The following is a 19,404-nucleotide window of genomic DNA, read 5'->3' as shown; positions in this document are numbered from 1 at the left end:
TTTTCGATTATCTAGACGCAAGGGCTGCCCGGCTTCATGGCACTCAGAAATCAAGTGTTCATCTGGATCGGGCTGCTGATCGCCCTCGTCCTCGTGCTTTGGATCTTCCGCGGCATTCTTTTGCCTTTCGTCGTCGGTGCGGCGCTGGCCTATCTTTTGAACCCGCTGGTCAATCAGCTGCAGAAGTGGCGGTTCAGTCGCGCTTGGGCGACTGTTGTGGTGCTGTTGAGCGTCCTCACCATCGTGGTGAGCCTGTTCTTCATGTTCGTTCCGCTGATCGGCCAGCAAATCATCGGCCTGATCCAGCGCCTGCCGCGCTATGTGACCGACCTCCAGCAACTTGCCGTAACCTGGTCGCCCGAAATCAACGAATGGCTGGGGCCGGAACGGGCCGCCCAGCTGCAATCGAGCCTCAACGACCTGGTGCGCCAGGCGCTCGGCTTCATCGCGACGCTTCCTGCTGAACTCGTCAATATCGGGCTTACCGGGGCGGCGGTTGTCGGATTCACGGTGCTGGCGCCTGTAGTAGCGTTCTACCTGCTGCTGGACTGGGAAGGGATGGTACGCGGCATCGACGACCTGCTGCCCAAGCAGCACAAGGGCGAGGTCAAGGGCATCCTGCGCGAGATCGACAAGTCAATGGCGGGCGTCATTCGCGGGCAGGGCAGTGTGCTGCTGCTCGACGCGGCATTCTATGCCACGGCGCTCAGTGTCATCGGGCTCAACTACGGACTGGCTGTCGGCCTCATCGCCGGTCTTTTCAGTTTCGTGCCGTTTGTCGGCTTTGCACTGGGGCTGGGCCTCTCGCTCGGTATTGCCCTCGTACAATTTTCGCCGAACTGGTGGATGATCGCTCTCGTGGCCGGCATCTACCTGTTCTGGCAGTTCATAGAAGGCAATGTGCTTTATCCCAAGCTGGTGGGCTCTTCGATCAACATCAACCCGGTGTGGATGATGTTTGCCCTGCTGGCCCTGGGTGCGCTGTTCGGTTTCGTCGGACTGCTGCTGGCGGTGCCGATGGCGGCGATTGCGTCGGTGCTGGTGCGCTACGGGGTGCGGAAGTACAAGGAGAGTACGCTCTACCTCGGCCCGCGAAACCGCATCCTGGATGAAAATGCCAAGCCCTGATCGAGGTCCCCGGCAACTGCCGCTCGACCTCGGCCATGAGCCTTCCCACGCCGAAGATGATTTTCTCGTCGGCGAAGGCAATTCCCTTGCCTATGCGCGCATTCTCGCCTGGCCGCACTGGCCCGATGGCGTCACGTTGCTGATCGGGCCGGCAGCATCGGGAAAATCTCATCTGGCGCGGATCTTCGCGGACCGCAGCAATGCGCTGCTCGCGACAAGCGACACGATACGAGACATAGCTTCGAGCCCGAGCCAGCGTGCCGTCGTTGTTGAGGACGTCGACCGGCTTGGCCACGATGAGCACGCCCTGTTTCACCTGTTGAACCAGGTGATGCGTGGCGAGCGCACGTTGCTGCTGACAGCGCGCGTCGAGGTTGCGCTTTGGCCCCTCCGCACCGATGATGTCCGCTCAAGGGTGCGGCGAGCACCTGTTTTCAGGCTGGAAGCGAGCGACGACATCGAACTGTCACAGATGTTCGTGAAACTGTTTGGCGATCGACAGATCAAAGTCGATCCCAAGGTCATCGGCTATGTGGTGCCGCGCATGGAGCGTAGCCCCGAGGAGGCCGCTGCCCTTGTCGACCTCATGGACAGGCTGGCCCTTGCAAAGGGGTCGGCCATTACCCGCGCGATAGCATCGGAGGCACTGGAGCAGCGGCAGGCTGCGCAGAAGCCGGACCGAAGAGAAGATTGGGACGCCCAGACCGATGAATGAGATGAGCGAGTATGCCGAGACCGAAAGCCCGGTTCCGGATGTCGAGGCACTGCGCATCAGCCCCGCGCGGTTCGTCAATCGTGAAGTGAGCTGGTTGCAGTTCAACATGCGGGTTCTGGAGGAAGCTGGCAACGCTTCCCACCCGCTGCTCGAGCGCCTGCGCTTCGTGTCCATTTCGGCCAACAATCTCGACGAATTCTACATGGTCCGCGTGGCCGGCCTCAAAGGCCAGATTCGTGCCGGACTGACCAAGCAGAGCGCGGATGGCCTTTCGCCAGCCGAACAGCTCGAAGAAATCGCAACGCTGGCCCAGCACCTGCAGCTCGAGCAACAGGACCACTGGAAGGACCTGCGCGAGGAACTGTTCGCACAAAACGTCGTCATCCACGAGGAGAACGATCTGACAGCCGAGCAGATCGCCTATCTGCAAAAGCTGTTCCGTGAGGAAATTTTTCCGGTCCTCACGCCGATCGCGGTCGATCCGGCGCATCCGTTTCCGTTTATTCCGAACCTGGGCCTGGCCCTGGCGTTCGAGCTCAAGCGGCCAAATTCGGATCAGCACCTGACCGCGCTGGTTCGCATCCCCGGCAATCTCGACCGGTTCATCAATCTGCCGAGCGGCCTCGTGTCGGAAGGCCGGTCGGAAGTCGTCACCATCGACACGCTGGTCAAGCTGTTCTTCCACAAGATGTTCCCGGGCCACGAGGTGGTCGGTTCGGGCGCCTTCCGCATCATCCGCGACAGTGAAATCGAAATCGACGATGAGGCGGCAGACCTCGTCGTGGAGTTCGAAAGCGCGTTGCGGCAGCGTCGTCGCGGGCAGGTGATCCGCCTCGAAATCGAGCGCACCATGCCGCGCGCTCTCAAGCGCCAGATCGGAGAACAGCTGGGCGTCAAGGAAGCCGATGTGTTCGAGGTCCACGGCTTCCTCGGGCTTGCCGATGCCCGCAAGATTTGTGACGTGGACAGGCCGGACCTGAAATTCCAGCCGTATCATGCGCGCTTCCCCGAACGTATCCGTGACTACAACGGTGACAGCTTCGCCGCCATTCGCGCCAAGGACATCCTGGTCCACCATCCGTTCGAAAGTTTCGACGTGGTGGCACAGTTCCTGATGCAGGCCGCGCGCGACCCGGACGTGGTCGCGATCAAGCAGACGCTGTATCGCACCTCATCGGACAGCCCGATCGTCAAGGCCCTGGTCATGGCAGCGGAAGCGGGCAAGTCGGTGACCTGTCTCGTCGAGCTCAAGGCACGGTTTGACGAAGAGGCCAATATTCGCTGGGCGCGCGATCTCGAACGCGCGGGCGCGCAAGTGGTTTTCGGGTTCGTGGAACTCAAAACCCATGCCAAGCTTAGCCAAGTGGTGCGCCGCGAGAAAGGCAAACTGGTCAGCTACTGCCATATCGGCACAGGGAACTACCACCCGATCACAGCCAAGATCTACACCGATCTAAGCTACTTCACGATCGATCCCTCGATTACACGCGACGTGGCGCGCGTGTTCAACTTCATCACGGGCTATGCCCGGCCCACCGAACTCGAGACCATTGCGGTGTCGCCGGTCAACCTTCGCCAGACCCTGGTCGACAATATCGGCCGGGAAATCGAACTGGCCCGCAGCGGCCAGCCAGCTTCGATCCTGCTCAAGATGAACTCGCTGGTCGATCCGCAAGTGATTGACGCGCTCTACGATGCGAGCCAGGCCGGCGTGAAAGTCGACCTCATTGTGCGCGGCATTTGCTGCCTGCGGCCCGGAATTCCGGGTTTCTCCGAAAACATCCGCGTCAAATCGGTGGTCGGACGCTTCCTCGAACACAGTCGCATCTACTGTTTCGGTAATGGCGAGGCGATGCCTTCACCGCGCGCCAAGGTCTATATATCGTCCGCGGATCTCATGGGGCGCAACCTCGACGGGCGCGTGGAAGTTATGGTGCCGATCCTCAACGAGACTGTGCACAAGCAGATACTCGATCGGATTCTGGTTGCCTATCTGAGGGACAACCAGCAGAGCTGGGAAGTGCTTCCCGATGGCAGCTCGCATCGTGTAAAGGTGGGCGAGGGTGAGGAGCCCTTCAACGCGCACGACTACTTCATGACCAATCCGTCCCTGTCCGGTCGCGGCAGTGCAGGCATGACGGAGAGCGACGAGGGATAAGTTTGACACAGTTCTGGGGCGTCGACGCCGATCCAACCGCGCAGGGGCGCATCAAGGGCGCCCGCCCAGTGGCTGTTCTGGACATCGGTTCGAACTCAGTTCGTCTCGTCGTTTACGAACGGCATGCGCGTGCACTGACGCCCCTTTACAACGAAAAATCCGCCTGCGCCCTCGGGCGCGGGATGGCCCAGACGGGCCGCCTCGCCGAATCCAATATGGCTATTGCGCTCGAGGCGATGAAACGCTTCGCGCTTGTCGCGCGCATGATGCGCGTGGGGAAGGTTTATGTCCTGGCGACTTCGGCGGTGCGCGATGCGGCGAACCGTGCCGAGTTCGTGAGTGCGGTCGAAGCTGTCATGGAAGCCCCTGTCAGAGTGCTGAGTGGTGAGGAAGAGGCCCACTATGCGGCGCTCGGCGTTGTCGCCGGTATTCCGGGGTTCGCCGGTGTCGTCGGGGACCTGGGGGGCGGCAGCCTCGAATTCTCGGACATTGCCAACGGGCTCGACACCAACGGCGAAAGCTTCGAACTCGGGGTGATCCGGCTGCAGGATGATGCCGACGGCTCGCCAAAGAAGGCCGCTGCGCTGGTGCGCGAACGGCTGGTCGGCTCCATCATCGACGGTGACGAGCAGGGCGGCCAGTTTGCCGCGATCGGCGGAACCTGGCGGTCGCTGGCCAAGCTTCATCAGGGCCATTGCGATTATCCGCTGCACATGGTCCAGGACTACGTTGTTCAGGCCGACGAGATGATCCGCTTCTGCGACGACATCGTTGCTGCGGACTCGCTCAAGAATTATCCAGGCTCAGGCAACGTCAGCAATTCGCGGCGTGAATTGGTGCCTTTCGGAGCCGCGGCGCTGTCAGAATTGCTCAAGGTCGGGAAGTTCGGAAGCGTCGTATTCTCTGCGCTCGGTGTCCGTGAAGGGTATCTTTACGGCAAACTAGACGACCGGGAGCGCGCGATAGATCCGTTGATCCAGGGTGCTGAAGAGCTCTCGATCCTCCGCTCGCGATCGCCTGCCCACGCGAACGATCTCATCGAATTCACCAGCCAGTATTTTGATTGTGCGCATGTAGCAGAAACACCGCAGGAGATGCGGCTGCGCATCGTGGCTTGTCTTCTCGCCGATATTGGCTGGCGGTCACATCCCGACTATCGCGGACCTCAGAGCGTCGATGCCGTGGCCTATGGATCGCTGACGGGCGTGGATCATCCGGGCCGGTCGTTTCTGGCTCAGGTCATGGCCATTCGCTACGACGGCCTCAAGAGCAAAGCGGCTCAGGCGCTGACGCCCCTGGGGGCGCCGGAGCTCACCGCGCGGGCCCGTTTGATTGGGGCGCTGATGCGCGTGGCGTATCCGATGACGGCAGCGATGCCAGGGATACTGCCCCGGGCGCATTTCAGCACTGAGGGCAAGTCGCTGCTGCTCAACCTGCCCAGCGACTTCGCTTTCCTCAATGGCGATCATCTGCGCAACAGACTAAGGCAGTTTGCAGAAGAAGCGGGATTTGCTGAATCCCGCGTCGTCGTGAGCTAGTTCACTCTGCTGCCTGGGTCGAGTTGACCGCAAACTCGATGATGCCCTTTCGGGTGGCGACGAGGCCTATGCGGCCATGCTTGATGGCCAATGCCTTCTCGCCAAAGAGCTTGCGGCGCCATCCTTTGAGGGCAGGCACGTCGGCGTCGTCATCGAGGACCAGAGCGTCGATTTCATCCGACGTGGCGATGATGCGGGCAGCTACACCATGTTGTTCGGAAACGGCCTTGAGCAGGACGCGGATCAAATCGCCAACCGCACCCTTGGGCGACGGGCCGCGGTAGCGTTCCGGCATGGCGGGCAGGGCGCCCTTGGGCAAGGCTTCGACGTCCCGAAGCAGGGACATGATTTCGCCGGCGGAGGCGCTGCGACCGAAACCGCGTGGCACGGCGCGAAGCTTCTCGAATGCGTCGGGCGTCAGCGGACGCTGGGCGGCCAGTTCTCCAAGCACGTCATCTTTCAGAATGCGGCTGCGCGGCTGGTCAGTGTCCTGCGCCTTCTGTTCGCGCCACTGCGCCAGCACTTTGAGGGCAGCGAGATCGCGCGGCCGGTTGAACTTCATCTTGAGACGTTCCCACGCCTGCTCGGGCTGCACGACATAGGTGTCGATGCTCCGGAGCGTGGTCATCTCGTCTTCGACCCAATCCCAACGACGTGTTTCCTCTACCTGCTTGCGCAGTTCGCGATAGATATCGCGCAGGTAGGTGACGTCGGCGAGCGCGTAGGTACGCTGCTTTTCTGTGAGCGGACGGGCAGACCAGTCGGTGAAGCGCGAGGATTTGTCCAGCTCGACCTTGCAGATGGCCCGCACGAGACTGTCGTAGGACGCGCTATCACCAAAACCGCAGACGCTGGCCGCCACCTGCGTGTCGAAGATATTGTGAGGCACGGCGCCGGTCAGCTTGACGAAGATTTCCACGTCCTGGCGCGCGGCGTGGAAGACCTTGGTCACGCCGGGATTGGCCAGCAGCTTGAAAAAAGGTGCGAGCTTGATGTCCGGCGCAAGCGGATCGATCAAAACCGCTTCGTCGTCTGTCGCTACCTGGATCAGGCAAAGACGCGGCCAATAGGTGGTCTCACGCAGAAATTCGGTATCGACCGTTACAAATTCAAACTGTGCGGCGCGCTCACAAAATTCGGCAAGCACGTCTGTGGAAACAATCAGGTCCATTCCGATACCGTCTCAAATTCGTCAATATTCTTCCTAGCAGGTGCTAGCCAATTGCTCCACCTTCGATTTCCCTTGCGATAAAGGTCCGAAAACCGATATGCCGCCGTTGCTTGACAAGCGGCGGCTGCCATGCGCTTTTCCCGCCCTAGATTCCGGCCTTTCTCCAGCATTTTCGAGACCTGACATGACCCTTCATCGTTACCGTTCCCACACGTGTGGTGCCCTTACGGCCGGTGATGCCGGCAATAATGTCCGCCTCAGCGGCTGGGTTCACCGCGTACGCGACCATGGCGGCCTGCTGTTTATCGACCTGCGCGACAACTACGGGATTACCCAATGCGTGATCGATCCTGATTCTGCAGCCTTTTCGGCCGCGGAAAAGGTTCGCTCGGAATGGGTGCTTCGTATCGATGGCGAGGTAAAGCTGCGCGATGCCGCGGCGGTCAATCCAAACATCCCGACCGGGACTATCGAGGTGTTCATTCGCGAGATCGAAGTTCTCTCGGAGGCCAAGGAACTGCCGCTGCCGGTGTTCGGTGATGCCGATTATCCGGAAGATATCCGTCTCAAATACCGCTTCCTCGACCTGCGTCGCGAGAAGCTGCACGCCAATATCCTGAAGCGCACAAAGATCATTTCTGCAATGCGCGCCGGAATGGGCGGGGCAGGGTTCACCGAATTTTCGACGCCGATCTTGACCGCGTCTTCGCCGGAAGGCGCCCGTGACTTCCTGGTGCCGAGCCGCATTCATCCCGGTACGTTCTTTGCGCTCCCGCAGGCACCGCAGCAGTACAAGCAGCTGCTGATGGTCGCTGGCTTTGATCGCTACTTCCAGGTTGCGCCCTGCTTCCGCGATGAAGATCCGCGTGCCGATCGCCTGCCGGGCGAATTCTACCAGCTCGACCTTGAAATGAGCTTCGTGACCCAGGAAGACGTGTGGAACACGGTCGAACCTGTGATCACCAATGTTTTCGAGCAGTTTGCAGATGGCAAGCGCGTGACCAAGGGCTGGCCGCGCATCCCCTACGACACCGCGATCCGCAAATACGGTTCGGACAAGCCTGACCTGCGCAACCCGATCGAGATCCAAGGCGTCACCGAGCATTTTGCCGGTTCGGGCTTCAAGGTCTTCGCCAACCAGATCGAGGCCGACTCCAAGGTCGAAGTCTGGGCGATTCCTGCCAAGAACAAGCCCGGCGCCGAGCCAATCGGCCGGGCATTCTGCGACCGCATGAACGCCTGGGCGCAGGGTGAAGGCCAGCCGGGGCTTGGCTACATCTTCTTCAAGGATGGGCAGGGCTCCGGCCCGATCGCCAAGAACATTGGCGAGGAGCGCACTGCTGCCCTCAAGGCCCAACTCGGGCTTGACGACGGCGATGCGGTGTTCTTCGTCGCCGGTCGCCCCGACAAATTCTACAAGTTCGCTGGCGAAGCCCGCACCAAGGTCGGCACCGATCTCGGCCTCGTCGATTCTGAACAGTTCGCGCTGTGCTGGATCGTCGATTTCCCGTTCTATGAGTGGAGCGAAGAAGAAAAGCGCATCGACTTCGCCCATAATCCGTTCTCGATGCCGCAGGGTGGCATTGACGGGCTCAATGGCGACGACCCGCTGTCGCTCAAGGCCTATCAGTACGACGCGGTGTGCAACGGCTTCGAAATCGCATCCGGCTCCATCCGTAACCAGGAGCCGGAAACCATGATCAAGGCGTTCGAGCTTACGGGCAAATCGCGTTCCGAGGTTGAAGAGCAGTTCGGCGGGCTGTATCGCGCATTCCAGTACGGCGCGCCGCCGCATGGCGGTGCAGCCTTCGGCATCGACCGCATCGTCATGCTTTTGTGCGGCGTGGCAAACCTGCGCGAAATCACCGCCTTCCCAATGAACCAGCAGGCACAGGACCTGCTGATGGGCGCGCCCAGCCAGGCTTCCGCCAAGCAACTTCGCGAACTCAGCATTCGTCTGAACGTGCAAAGCTAAACAGGTTTTCGGCCAAAGCGTTTGAGGTGGGGCGTCCAACAGGGCGCCCCATTCGTTTTCGAGTGGTTATCGGCAGTTAATCAGCATTAACGACCCGTTAAAACTTCACTTGGTAGTCAGGTAGGCAAGTTTTTCCGGGTGCGGATTCGCCGGTGAAGTCGAGATTTTCACATGTCCTGATGCTGATGGGCGCCATTCTGGCGTTCGTGCCCATTGTTGCGGTGGACTACTTGCTGGACGCTTATGTTCAGTACAGGCAGAAAGCGTATGCACAGCAGTATGTTGAGACGATCAGCTCGCGAATAAATTCGGGTGCAATGGATGGCGTGAGTACGCTACGCCAGGTGATCGCGGCCAGCCCTTCCCTATGTACGCCGACCTTTGTGACCAATGCCCAGACGGCTATCGAGGGCAGTCTCAATCTCAGACAGGTGCTGGTCGAGAACCTGGATGGCGTTCAATATTGCGATGCCTATGGACGTGTCGTCAGCTACTCGCCCCTTTCGCAGCCTTTGCCTATACCCGGCCTCACCGAAACCATGACTGTGGTCAAGCTGGGTGACCTGGACATGCCGGCGCTGAAAGTGACCCAGACCTTCGGCGAAACGCGGCGTGTCTCGGCATTCGTGCCCATGCTCGGCCAGTCCGAGACCTCACTTTCGGAGAACCTGCCCAACGGCGCCATGATGCGCGTGACGCTGACCAATGGGTTGTCGATCATGACGATCGGGGATCCGTCGGGATTTGACCGGAGGGTCGCCGGGTCAGACTACGTTAGCGCGCAAGGCTATGCCGGTCAGTTCCCGATCAAGGTTGAGTATGCCGTGCCATTTGCCATGGTGCGGGCGGACTACGCAGATCTCGACGTCGTATTCACGATCATTGCCTGCGTTTCGAGCGCTGTCTTCCTGCTCCTGAACCTGAGCTATGTGCGCCGCTCTCGCGTACCTGCCTTCGACCTCGAGCGTGCCATCGAGCGCAATGAGATCAAGCCATACTACCAGCCGGTCATCAATCTGCGCACAGGCGAACTCGTGGGTTGCGAAGTGCTGTGCCGTTGGGAAAAACGCAATGGCCAGGTTATTCCGCCCGGTGCGTTCATCGACTATGCAGAGGTTACTGGCCTTGCGATACCGATGACGGTCTCGCTGATGCAGCAGGTCCGAAATGATCTCGGCGACCTGTCCAAAACGATGCCAGACATGAAGATTTCGATCAATCTGTTCGAGGGACATTTCCGCGACGTCGGCATCGTAGAGGACGTGCAGGCAATTTTTGGCCAGTCGCCGATCAGTTTCCGGCAACTGGTGTTCGAAATCACCGAGCGTCGCCCGCTCAATAATTCAATGACGACGACCAGCGTTATTTCCGGTCTCCACGCCCTGGGAGCGCGGCTGGCAATGGACGATGCGGGAACGGGACACTCCAATCTCGCCTACCTTGCCACGTTGGGTGTCGACGTCATCAAGATCGACCGCATCTTCGTCGACATGATCAAGCCAGGGACAACGCAGGTGCCCGTGCTGGATGGGTTGATCGCGATGGCGAAGGACCTCGATTGCGAAATCGTAGCCGAGGGCGTCGAGACCGAGGAGCAGGCGCTTTACCTTCGCTCACGCGGGGTGCTGCATGCCCAGGGTTACATCTTCGCGCCGGCGTTGAAGATCGGGGCCTACAGGGAGCTGGCTTTAGCACTCCATGCAACGACCAAGAACCAGCCACGACTAGAGGTTGTCGCATCGGCCGCCTGAGTCCAGGTGTGACCTATTGCTACGCAGGCTGTCGCGAGCCTGTCACTGAAAACGTTGTAATCGCCGTCCGTCTCTTCCAGAGCCGTATTTTTGCCTTCGACTCGCTGGCTTAGGCTGATCCGGTCTTTTCAATCCCGATGATTGATGGCACCAACGCGGCCAACTGGACTGCCTGGGAGAGAGTTTCGTGTCGACCGATATCACCGAACAGCGCAAGGCCCTTCGTGAGGCGGCGCTGCATTTCCATGAGTTCCCCAAGCCGGGCAAGCTGGAAATCCAGGCGATCAAGCCGCTTGGCAACCAGCGCGACCTGGCCCTTGCCTATTCTCCCGGCGTTGCTGCCCCCTGCGAGGAAATCGCAGAATTCCCCGAGGCCGTGGCGCGCTACACGTCGCGCCAGAATCTTGTTGCGGTGATCTCCAATGGGACAGCCGTGCTCGGGCTTGGCAATATCGGCGCGCTGGCAAGCAAGCCGGTGATGGAAGGCAAGGCGGTTCTGTTCAAGAAGTTCGCCGGGATCGACGTGTTCGATCTCGAGATCGACGAGATCAATCCCCAGAAATTCATCGATGCCGTGGCGCCGCTGTGGCCGACCTTTGGCGGCATCAACTTGGAAGATATCCGGGCGCCGGACTGTTTCGAGATCGAGGAAACGCTGCGCGAGCGCATGCCGATCCCCGTGTTCCATGATGATCAGCATGGAACGGCCATCATCGTGGGCGCGGCTGTGCTGAACGGTCTCGAGCTTTCGGGTAAAAAGATCGAGGACGTGAAAATCTGTACGTCCGGAGCAGGGGCCGCAGCCATCGCTTGCCTCAACGTTCTGGTGGCGCTCGGCGCCAGGCACGAGAATATCTGGGTCGCCGACAAGGATGGTCTCGTCACCCACAAGCGCAACGACGTGAATGACAAGTGGCGCGGACAGTTTCGTCGCACCAGCGACGCCACAACGCTGGCCGAGGTTATTGAGGGCGCCGACGTCTTCCTGGGACTGTCAGCAGCCGGCGCGCTGAAGCCGGACATGCTGGCGAGAATGGCGCCGCGCCCGTTGATCCTTGCTCTGGCCAATCCGAACCCAGAAATCATGCCTGAAGTGGCGAAGGAAACGCGGCCGGATGCAATGGTCTGCACCGGGCGGTCGGACTATCCCAACCAGGTCAATAACGTTCTCTGTTTCCCCTTCATTTTCCGTGGTGCGCTTGACGTCCATGCGACCACCATCAATGAGGAGATGAAGCTTGCTGCGGTTCGTGCCATTGCCAAGCTGGCTCATGAACCGGGCCTTGAGGTTTCTCCTTCGGGGGCGCCCGCCGTTTATGGGCCGGAACACATCATTCCCAACCCGTTCGACCAGCGGCTGATTCTGCGGATCGCGCCCGCCGTAGCGCGTGCTGCGATGGACACGGGTGTAGCCAAGAAGCCGATCGAGGATTGGGAGGCCTATCTCGACAGCCTCAACCGCTTCGTGTTCCGCTCCGGCCTCGTGATGAAGCCGATCATTGATCGCGCACAGGGGCAGGGGAAACGTATCGCCTTTGCCGATGGAGAGGACGAACGCGTGCTGCGGGCGGCCCAAGTGCTGCTCGAAGAAGGCATCGCCCGCCCGATCCTGATCGGTCGACCTGCGGTCCTGGAGGCGCGTATCGAGCGCTTTGGCCTCTCGATCCAGCCCGGTCGAGATTTTGAGGTGATCAATCCAGAAGACGATCCGCGATATCGCGATTATGTCAGCCTGTTCCACTCGCTGGTGGGCCGTAATGGCGTGACACCGGACACCGCGCGCACAATCGTGCGCACGAATACAACGGTGATCGGCGCACTGGCCGTCAAGCGCGGCGAGGCGGACGCGCTGCTTTGCGGTCTACAGGGGCGGTTCATCAAGCATGTCCGCGACATCCGCTCGATCATCGGACTGCAGCAGGGTGTGACCGAGGCCTCGGCCCTTTCCATGCTGATCATGCCGCGCGGCGCGTTTTTCCTGACCGATACCTATGTCAGTCAGAACCCCAGCGCCGATGAAATCGTCTCAATCACGCTGCAGGCGCGCGATCATCTCAAACGCTTCAACATCGAGGCGCGCGCAGCCTTGTTGAGTTATTCCAATTTTGGATCGCGTGACGGCGATAGCAGCGAAAAGATGCGTGAGGCCTATGCCAAGCTCAAGGCGATCGCTCCCGAGCTGATCGTGGAGGGCGAGATGCAGGGCGACCTGGCGCTCAATGAGAGCCTGCGGGAGCGCTATATCCCAGACACGGTCCTCAAGGGCGAAGCCAATCTGCTGGTGTTCCCAGACCTTGACGCGGCCAATCTGTCGATGACGCTGCTTAAGGAGATGAACAATGCGCTGGCCGTCGGCCCGATCCTGATGGGCATGCAGGCTCCCGCGCATATTCTGGCGCCATCAGTCACCAGCCGAGGCATCGTCAACATGGCGGCGATCGCGGCAAATGAAGCTATGGGGGCAGCGAAGTGATCCGGCACACCGTCGTTTTCACTCTGAAGCATGGCGCGGGCTCAACCGAGGAGCGGGACTTTCTCGACGCCGCCCTCGTGCTGGCCGCGATACCGGGTGTGAACAAGTTCGAACGGCTGCGCCAGACCAGCCCGAAGGCAGATTTCGCCTTCGGATTCTCCATGGAGTTCGACGACGCCGCCGCGTATGAGGGTTACAACGATCACCCAGACCACGTGGCATTCGTGCGGGATCGCTGGGTACCAGAAGTGGACCGCTTTCAGGAGGTCGACTACGTGCCGCTCTAGGGATCGGTACAATCCTCAACCGTGCATTAAGGCATTGTCGGGCATGGTGGCGTACCTCGAATTGGTCTGCCCATGCCCACTCGTCTCAAACGTCCTCCATTCTGGCGTCCACTTGCCCTGACAGTCACGTTGCTGGGGTTTCAGGGCTATCTTGGCTATTCCGCCATCTCGGGGCAATTCGGCATCGCAAGCCGCGAAGAGATTCGCGCTGATATCGAGGTCCTGCAGGACCGTAGTTCTGCGTTGCAGGCCGAAATTGACGCATTCCGGCATCGCGTTTCTCTGATGAACCCACGTCACCTGGATCCTGACATTGTGGTCGAGCGGGCAAGAGCCTTGCTCAACATGTCCCATCCGGACGACATGCTAGTCATGGTAAGCCCGACCAACGGTCAACCAATTTCCGGTCAATTCGTAGAATTAACTGATGATGAGTTAAGGTCTATTATCGAAGCGGATTCAATACTTTAGCTTCGGATTGTCTCGGCTTGCTTTGCAATGTTATTGCCCGGCGGGTTGCGGTATGATGCGCGAAATGGCCTGATCGGCCTTAGCGGAACTTCCCGACCCAAGCGGAGATTAGCATGGCGCGCAAGGCGACGGCCACCAAGGCCAAGATGCAGCCCAACGTCCCCCAGTTCACCCAGGAACAGGACCTCGAGGCATTCCGCGAGATGCTGCTGATCCGCCGCTTCGAGGAGAAGGCCGGCCAGATGTATGGCATGGGCCTGATCGGCGGCTTTTGTCACCTTTACATCGGCCAGGAAGCCGTCGTTACCGGCATCACCATGGCCTCCAAGAAGGGCGAGGATTCCCAGATCACCGGATATCGTGATCATGGTCACATGCTCGTCATGGGGCTCGATCCCAAGGGTGTCATGGCCGAGCTCACCGGTCGCCAGGGTGGCCTGTCGAAGGGCAAGGGTGGCTCGATGCACATGTTCTCCAATGAGCATCGGTTTTACGGTGGCAACGGCATCGTCGGTGCTCAGGCGTCGCTCGGCACAGGCCTGGCATTTGCCAGCAAGTACAAGGGCGACGGTTCGGTAGCAATTGCCTATTTCGGCGACGGTGCGGCGAACCAGGGTCAGGTATACGAAAGCTTCAACATGGCCAAGCTCTGGAAGCTGCCGGTCGTGTACATCATCGAAAACAACAAATACGCCATGGGCACCTCGATCGAGCGCGCTGCGGCGACGACGGACTTTTCCATGCGTGGAGCCTCGTTCGACATTCCGGGCGAGCAGGTGGATGGCATGGATGTGCGCATGGTCTACGATGCCGCCCAGCGCGCCATCGAGCACGCTCGCTCGGGCAATGGGCCGTATATCCTCGAAATGCTCACCTATCGCTACCGCGGCCATTCCATGTCCGATCCGGCGAAATACCGTTCGAAGGATGAGGTCACCAAGTATCGTCAGGAGCGCGATCCGATCGAGCAGGTCCGCGCGCGCCTGATTGAAGGCGGCAAGGCCACCGAGGAAGACCTCAAGGCGATCGAGACCGAGATTCGCGCGATCGTCACGGAGGCCGCTGATTTCGCGACCAATGATCCCGAGCCCGATGCATCGGAGCTCTGGACCGACATCACCATCAAGGCCTGAGGTTCGCGATGAACGTCCTGCTCGGTGTCGTGTTGCTGTTTGCGGTTCTGTCGGCGGTGCTTGCCGCCGTACAGGCCGTCGCAATCAGCCGAATGGCCCAGGCAGGTGAATGGCGCGGCTGGCTGTTCGGCTGGTGGCGTTTCGCCGATGTTGAGCAGCGCGCAGGTCTCGCCGGTGAGGCGCAGGCCGCCATCTACAAGCGCGCCGTGATCGCCTTTGTCGTTTTCGTGTTGCTGGGCCTCCTGCTCAGCGGCATCGCAAGCCGGTAGGCGGCCCGATGAAGGTGGTCCGAAGCATTGCTCTATTAGTCGTGGTGGCGTTGGTCGCTGCCGGGACCTATTTTTTCTGGACTGTGTCGGTCAAGGATCTGCCCGAAGGAACCTATGAGAGCAGTGCGAATATCCTGGTCTATCCGACGCTATACGGGTTTGCGCTGAATCCTGTGTCGCGCACGGAAAAGCCCGGCCTGATCTTCATGGCTGGCGCGTTTGTGCCGGCCGATGCCTATCTGCCGTTTGCGCGCAAGGTGGCCGAGGCCGGATATCCAGTGCGGCTGATCGGCCTCGAGCTGGGCAGCTCCATGGCTCCTGGGCGGCAGCCTCGGCTTTTCGGAACAATCGAGGGGTTCATGGATGGCTCGCGCCCATGGGTTATCGGGGGGCATTCGCTCGGGTCCGCGCAGGCGACGATCTTTGCGGCGGAATATCCTGAGGACATTGCCGGTCTTTTCATTACCGGTAGCGGTTACCCCTATAACGACGTGTCGATGCTGACCGTGCCGGTGACGTTGATGCGCGCCACCAACGACAATGTCGCCAACAAGAACCCTGACCAGGAACGTTCTGCCAACCTGCCCGCGGGTGCCACCATCGCCGTGGTCGAAGGAGGCAGTCATGCGCAATACGGCTACTATGGTCCGCAAATCGGCGATGGTACCGCAAGCATTTCCCGGGACGCGCAGCAGCAACAGATGGTCGACGCGGCCCTGGCGCTGATGGCGCGTGCCGACGGTAACACCGCATTAGCGGGACTGGCCAAACCCTTACCTTTTTCGCAGGTCAAACAGACCCGCATCGCTACCCTCAATTCGCACACCGCTCGCGCCCCAAGGGCCGTGCAGCAGGAGAATTAAATGCCCCAGATCCTCATGCCCGCCCTGTCGCCGACAATGGAAGAAGGCAAGCTTGCAAAATGGGTCGTCAAGGTTGGCGACAAGGTCAAGTCCGGTGACGTGCTTGCCGAGATCGAGACCGACAAGGCCACGATGGAAGTGGAGTCTGTGGACGAAGGCGTGGTCAAGGAAATCCTCGTTGAGGAAGGCACCGAAGGCGTGAAGGTGAATACGCCGATCGCTCTCGTGCTTGCAGATGGCGAAGAGATTGGCGAGGGTACGCGCCCCGCAGCGCAAGCGACCTCATCCGATCCGGAAGGCGAGTCGGCAGTTGCGGAAGCCAGGCCGGTGCCCGCCGAAGCAAAATCGTCTCCGGCCATCGACGCTCCCAAGTTCGTAGCACAGGACGATGCGGATCTGCCGGGCGACGTGGAGATGGTCGAAATGACCGTGCGCCAAGCGCTCAATGAGGCCATGGCTGAAGAGCTGCGCCGCGACAAGGATGTCTTCGTGATGGGCGAAGAGGTTGCCGAGTATCAGGGCGCCTACAAGATTACTCAAGGGCTGCTCCAGGAATTCGGTCCGGACCGGATCATCGATACGCCGATCACCGAGCACGGCTTTGCCGGTCTCGCCGTTGGTGCGGCCTTTGCCGGTCTCAAGCCGATCGTGGAGTTCATGACCTGGAATTTTGCCATGCAGGCAATCGACCAGATCATCAACTCGGCTGCCAAGCAGCTCTACATGTCCGGTGGCCAGGTGACGGCGCCGATGGTGTTCCGCGGCCCGAACGGTGCCGCAGCCCGCGTTGCCGCCCAGCACAGCCAAGACTATTCGGCTTGGTACAGCCACGTTCCGGGCCTGACCGTGATCGCGCCTTTTAGCGCTGCCGACGCAAAGGGCCTCCTGAAGGCCGCCATCCGTTCACCGAACCCGGTCGTCTTCCTCGAAAACGAAATTCTTTACGGCTCCACCGGCCTCGTGCCGAAGATGGACGATTTCGTACTGCCGATCGGCAAGGCGCGGATAGCCCGCAAGGGTGCCGACGTGACCATTGTTTCGTTCTCCATGGGCATGCGCTACGCGACCCAGGCGACGGAAAAGCTGGTTGCGGCCGGTGTCGATGTCGAACTTATCGACCTGCGCACCCTGCGCCCGCTGGACATCGACACCGTCATCGAGTCCGTGAAGAAGACTGGCCGTCTGGTCACAGTCGAAGAAGGCTGGCCGCAGGGCGGCATCGGCGCCGATATCTCGGCCCGCGTCATGGAGCAGGCATTCGACTATCTCGATGCGCCCGTGCTGCGCGTGACGGGCAAGGACGTTCCGATGCCCTATGCCGCGAACCTTGAAAAGCTGGCCTTGCCCAATGTTGACGAAGTGATCGCGGCTGTGAATGCCGTGACCTATCGCTCGTAAGGAGACCCGGGATGCCAATCGATATCACCATGCCGGCGCTCTCTCCGACGATGGAAGAGGGCAAGCTTGCCAAATGGCACGTCAAGGAGGGCGACTCAGTTTCCTCTGGTGACGTGATTGCCGAGATCGAAACCGACAAGGCCACGATGGAAGTCGAGGCTGTCGACGAGGGCAAGATCGGCAAGATCCTTGTTGCCGAAGGCACCGACAATGTGAAGGTCAACGCCGTCATCGCCGTGCTGCTGCAGGAAGGCGAAGACGCCAGTGCTATCGGCTCAGGCGGTGCCAAGCCGGCCGAGGCACCGAAGGCCGAAGCCAAGACCGAAGCGCCGAAGGGCGATGCGGGCACGCTGCAGTATGACAAGGGCACGTCGACGACCTCGACCGCGCCCGTGTCCAACTCGAACACCGGCTCTAGCGCGCCGAAGGCCGCTGCTTCTTCGGCTCCGGCCAAGTCCGAAGGCGGGCGCGTTTTCGCTTCGCCGCTGGCGAAGCGCCTTGCGAAGGAAGCGGGGATCGATCTCGCTTCGGTGGCCGGGTCCGGCCCCAAGGGCCGCGTGATCAAGGCCGACGTGGAAGCTGCCAAGTCCGGCAAGGGTGCTGCCAAGCCTGCGGCCGGTGCGCCGGCTGCTGCCGCTGCGCCTGCGACAGGCATGAGCAAGAACCAGGTTATGGCGCTGTTCGAGGAGGGGACCTACGAAGTCGTGCCGAACGACGGCATGCGCAAGGTCGTGGCGGCACGCCTCACCGAATCCAAGCAGACCGTTCCGCACTTCTATCTCACGCTCGATTGCAAGATCGACGCGCTGATGGCCGCCCGCGAACAGATCAATGCCGCAGCGCCCAAGAGCAAGGACGGCAAGCCTGGCTACAAGCTTTCGGTAAATGACTTCGTCATGAAGGCCTGGGCTATTGCGCTGCAGCGCGTTCCGGCCGCCAACGCCACTTGGGCCGGGGATTCGATCCTCTACCACAAGCGTTCGGACGTCGCGGTTGCCGTGTCCGTCCCGGGCGGTCTCTTCACTCCAGTGGTGAAGTCGGCCGATACCAAGACCCTTCGCGAAATTTCCGAAGAGGTGAAGGACCTGGCGAGCCGCGCAAAATCCAAAAAGCTGGCGCCTCATGAATACCAGGGCGGTTCGTCCTCGGTGTCCAACCTCGGCATGTTCGGCATCAAGCACTTTGCCGCCGTGATCAACCCGCCGCATGGCACGATCCTCGCGGTCGGCGCTGGCGAAGAGCGCGTCTATCCCGAGAACGGGCAGATCAAGATCGGCCAGTTCATGACGGTCACGCTCTCCTGCGATCACCGCGCGGTCGATGGTGCCTTGGGTGCCGAACTGCTCGGCGTCTTCAAGGGATTGATCGAAAACCCGGTGATGATGCTGGCCTAAGGGGCAGGGCGCATGAAAACCATCCTAGCCTATGGCGACAGCCTGACTTATGGGGCCAATCCGCAACCGGGTGGCCCCCGTCATGCCTATGAGGATCGCTGGCCGACGGCGCTCGAGCGTGGTCTCGGTGGTCAGGCCCGGGTGATTGCCGAGGGTCTCGGCGGTCGCACGACGGTCTCGGACGACTGGTACGCGGCAGCCGATCGTAATGGCGGCCGCATCCTGCCGACGCTGCTCGAAAGCCATTCACCGCTCGATCTCGTCATCATCATGCTCGGAACGAACGATCTAAAGCCCGCGATCTGCGGTTCGGCGCTGGAAGCCTCCTTCGGCATGCGGCGGCTGGTGCAGATCATCCGCGGCCATTACGCCGGCAAGGGCGAACAGGCGCCGGAAATCATCCTCGTCGCTCCGCCGCTCGTTTGCGACAGCGACAATGCCGACATGATGGGTCATTTTGGCGGCTATGAGCACGGCCTCAATGAATCCCGCCAGTTCGCTGAGCATTACGCCAAGCGGGCAGGCGAGTGGAACACCGGCTTCTTCGACGCTGCGACCGTCGCCAAGGCTTCGCCGCTCGATGGCATTCATCTCGACGCGGCCAATACCCGCGCTATCGGCGAGGGTCTCGTGCCGCTCGTCAAACAGATACTGGGCCTCTGAGCCCGACACTTTCTGGA

Annotated in this window: 16 protein-coding genes; 15 read left to right on the top strand and 1 reads right to left on the bottom strand. The window is 60.6% G+C overall.

The window, feature by feature from the left end:
• Positions 1-36 precede the first annotated feature (36 nt).
• The 4 genes from CCK88_RS05285 to CCK88_RS05270 are packed head-to-tail and all read left to right on the top strand — an operon-like array spanning position 37 to position 5,539.
• Positions 37-1,128, top strand: coding sequence for an AI-2E family transporter (locus tag CCK88_RS05285; protein WP_086469446.1), 1,092 nt, complete (start codon positions 37-39; stop codon positions 1,126-1,128).
• On the top strand, positions 1,115-1,843 hold the full coding sequence (locus tag CCK88_RS05280; RefSeq protein WP_086469445.1) for a P-loop NTPase family protein: 729 nt from the start codon (positions 1,115-1,117) through the stop codon (positions 1,841-1,843). Before CCK88_RS05285 ends, CCK88_RS05280 begins: the two co-directional genes overlap by 14 nt.
• Positions 1,836-4,001, top strand: coding sequence for an RNA degradosome polyphosphate kinase (locus tag CCK88_RS05275; protein ID WP_086469444.1), 2,166 nt, complete (start codon positions 1,836-1,838; stop codon positions 3,999-4,001). Before CCK88_RS05280 ends, CCK88_RS05275 begins: the two co-directional genes overlap by 8 nt.
• Before the next feature lie 2 nt (positions 4,002-4,003).
• The gene (locus tag CCK88_RS05270) at positions 4,004-5,539 is read left to right on the top strand and encodes a Ppx/GppA phosphatase family protein (RefSeq protein WP_170926359.1); all 1,536 of its coding nucleotides are present in this window, start codon (positions 4,004-4,006) and stop codon (positions 5,537-5,539) included.
• 1 nt (position 5,540) lies between these two features.
• Here CCK88_RS05270 and rnd read toward each other — a convergent pair whose 3' ends face one another.
• Positions 5,541-6,710, bottom strand: coding sequence for a ribonuclease D (gene rnd / locus CCK88_RS05265; RefSeq protein WP_140048893.1), 1,170 nt, complete (start codon positions 6,708-6,710; stop codon positions 5,541-5,543).
• A gap of 184 nt (positions 6,711-6,894) precedes the next feature.
• On the opposite strand from rnd, the gene aspS reads away from it, so the two are divergent.
• The 11 genes from aspS (at position 6,895) to CCK88_RS05210 (ending at position 19,387) form a co-directional block, all read left to right on the top strand.
• Positions 6,895-8,685 carry an aspartate--tRNA ligase gene (aspS, locus tag CCK88_RS05260; RefSeq protein WP_086469442.1) on the top strand — a complete coding sequence of 597 codons (1,791 nt, stop codon included), beginning with the start codon at positions 6,895-6,897 and terminating at the stop codon, positions 8,683-8,685.
• Positions 8,686-8,837: 152 nt separating this feature from the next.
• The gene (locus CCK88_RS05255) at positions 8,838-10,436 is read left to right on the top strand and encodes an EAL domain-containing protein (RefSeq protein ID WP_140048892.1); all 1,599 of its coding nucleotides are present in this window, start codon (positions 8,838-8,840) and stop codon (positions 10,434-10,436) included.
• A 187-nt stretch (positions 10,437-10,623) separates the two neighbouring features.
• On the top strand, positions 10,624-12,909 hold the full coding sequence (locus tag CCK88_RS05250) for an NADP-dependent malic enzyme (protein WP_086469440.1): 2,286 nt from the start codon (positions 10,624-10,626) through the stop codon (positions 12,907-12,909).
• Positions 12,906-13,196, top strand: a complete 291-nt coding sequence (locus CCK88_RS05245) for a Dabb family protein (protein ID WP_086469439.1) — start codon at positions 12,906-12,908, stop codon at positions 13,194-13,196. Before CCK88_RS05250 ends, CCK88_RS05245 begins: the two co-directional genes overlap by 4 nt.
• A 72-nt stretch (positions 13,197-13,268) precedes the next feature.
• The gene (locus tag CCK88_RS05240; RefSeq protein WP_086469438.1) at positions 13,269-13,667 is read left to right on the top strand and encodes an FtsB family cell division protein; all 399 of its coding nucleotides are present in this window, start codon (positions 13,269-13,271) and stop codon (positions 13,665-13,667) included.
• Between the two features lie 113 nt (positions 13,668-13,780).
• Positions 13,781-14,800, top strand: coding sequence for a pyruvate dehydrogenase (acetyl-transferring) E1 component subunit alpha (gene pdhA, locus CCK88_RS05235; RefSeq protein WP_086469437.1), 1,020 nt, complete (start codon positions 13,781-13,783; stop codon positions 14,798-14,800).
• Between the two features lie 8 nt (positions 14,801-14,808).
• A complete protein-coding gene (locus CCK88_RS05230; RefSeq protein ID WP_086469436.1) occupies positions 14,809-15,069 on the top strand; it encodes a hypothetical protein in 261 nt (86 codons plus the stop codon).
• 8 nt (positions 15,070-15,077) lie between these two features.
• Positions 15,078-15,932, top strand: coding sequence for an alpha/beta hydrolase (locus CCK88_RS05225; protein WP_086469435.1), 855 nt, complete (start codon positions 15,078-15,080; stop codon positions 15,930-15,932).
• A complete protein-coding gene (locus tag CCK88_RS05220; RefSeq protein ID WP_086469434.1) occupies positions 15,933-17,330 on the top strand; it encodes a pyruvate dehydrogenase complex E1 component subunit beta in 1,398 nt (465 codons plus the stop codon).
• 11 nt (positions 17,331-17,341) lie between these two features.
• The gene (locus CCK88_RS05215; protein ID WP_086469433.1) at positions 17,342-18,724 is read left to right on the top strand and encodes a pyruvate dehydrogenase complex dihydrolipoamide acetyltransferase; all 1,383 of its coding nucleotides are present in this window, start codon (positions 17,342-17,344) and stop codon (positions 18,722-18,724) included.
• Positions 18,725-18,736: 12 nt separating this feature from the next.
• Positions 18,737-19,387 carry an SGNH/GDSL hydrolase family protein gene (locus CCK88_RS05210; protein ID WP_086469432.1) on the top strand — a complete coding sequence of 217 codons (651 nt, stop codon included), beginning with the start codon at positions 18,737-18,739 and terminating at the stop codon, positions 19,385-19,387.
• Positions 19,388-19,404: the final 17 nt, after the last annotated feature.

The sequence above is a fragment of the Devosia lucknowensis genome, assembly GCF_900177655.1.
In the GTDB taxonomy this organism is placed as follows: domain Bacteria; phylum Pseudomonadota; class Alphaproteobacteria; order Rhizobiales; family Devosiaceae; genus Devosia; species Devosia lucknowensis.
This window is presented reverse-complemented; position numbering and strand designations above follow the sequence as displayed.

What these genes read in the sequence shown, in the direction of transcription:
- CCK88_RS05280 (WP_086469445.1), top strand. Translation starts at nt 1,115, where the DNA reads ATGCCAAGCCCTGATCGAGGTCCCCGGCAACTGCCGCTCGACCTCGGC.
- CCK88_RS05285 (WP_086469446.1), top strand. Translation starts at nt 37, where the DNA reads ATGGCACTCAGAAATCAAGTGTTCATCTGGATCGGGCTGCTGATCGCC.
- CCK88_RS05275 (WP_086469444.1), top strand. Translation starts at nt 1,836, where the DNA reads ATGAATGAGATGAGCGAGTATGCCGAGACCGAAAGCCCGGTTCCGGAT.
- CCK88_RS05210 (WP_086469432.1), top strand. Translation starts at nt 18,737, where the DNA reads ATGAAAACCATCCTAGCCTATGGCGACAGCCTGACTTATGGGGCCAAT.
- rnd (WP_140048893.1), bottom strand. Translation starts at nt 6,710, where the DNA reads ATGGACCTGATTGTTTCCACAGACGTGCTTGCCGAATTTTGTGAGCGC.
- pdhA (WP_086469437.1), top strand. Translation starts at nt 13,781, where the DNA reads ATGGCGCGCAAGGCGACGGCCACCAAGGCCAAGATGCAGCCCAACGTC.
- CCK88_RS05240 (WP_086469438.1), top strand. Translation starts at nt 13,269, where the DNA reads ATGCCCACTCGTCTCAAACGTCCTCCATTCTGGCGTCCACTTGCCCTG.
- CCK88_RS05230 (WP_086469436.1), top strand. Translation starts at nt 14,809, where the DNA reads ATGAACGTCCTGCTCGGTGTCGTGTTGCTGTTTGCGGTTCTGTCGGCG.
- CCK88_RS05220 (WP_086469434.1), top strand. Translation starts at nt 15,933, where the DNA reads ATGCCCCAGATCCTCATGCCCGCCCTGTCGCCGACAATGGAAGAAGGC.
- aspS (WP_086469442.1), top strand. Translation starts at nt 6,895, where the DNA reads ATGACCCTTCATCGTTACCGTTCCCACACGTGTGGTGCCCTTACGGCC.
- CCK88_RS05215 (WP_086469433.1), top strand. Translation starts at nt 17,342, where the DNA reads ATGCCAATCGATATCACCATGCCGGCGCTCTCTCCGACGATGGAAGAG.
- CCK88_RS05225 (WP_086469435.1), top strand. Translation starts at nt 15,078, where the DNA reads ATGAAGGTGGTCCGAAGCATTGCTCTATTAGTCGTGGTGGCGTTGGTC.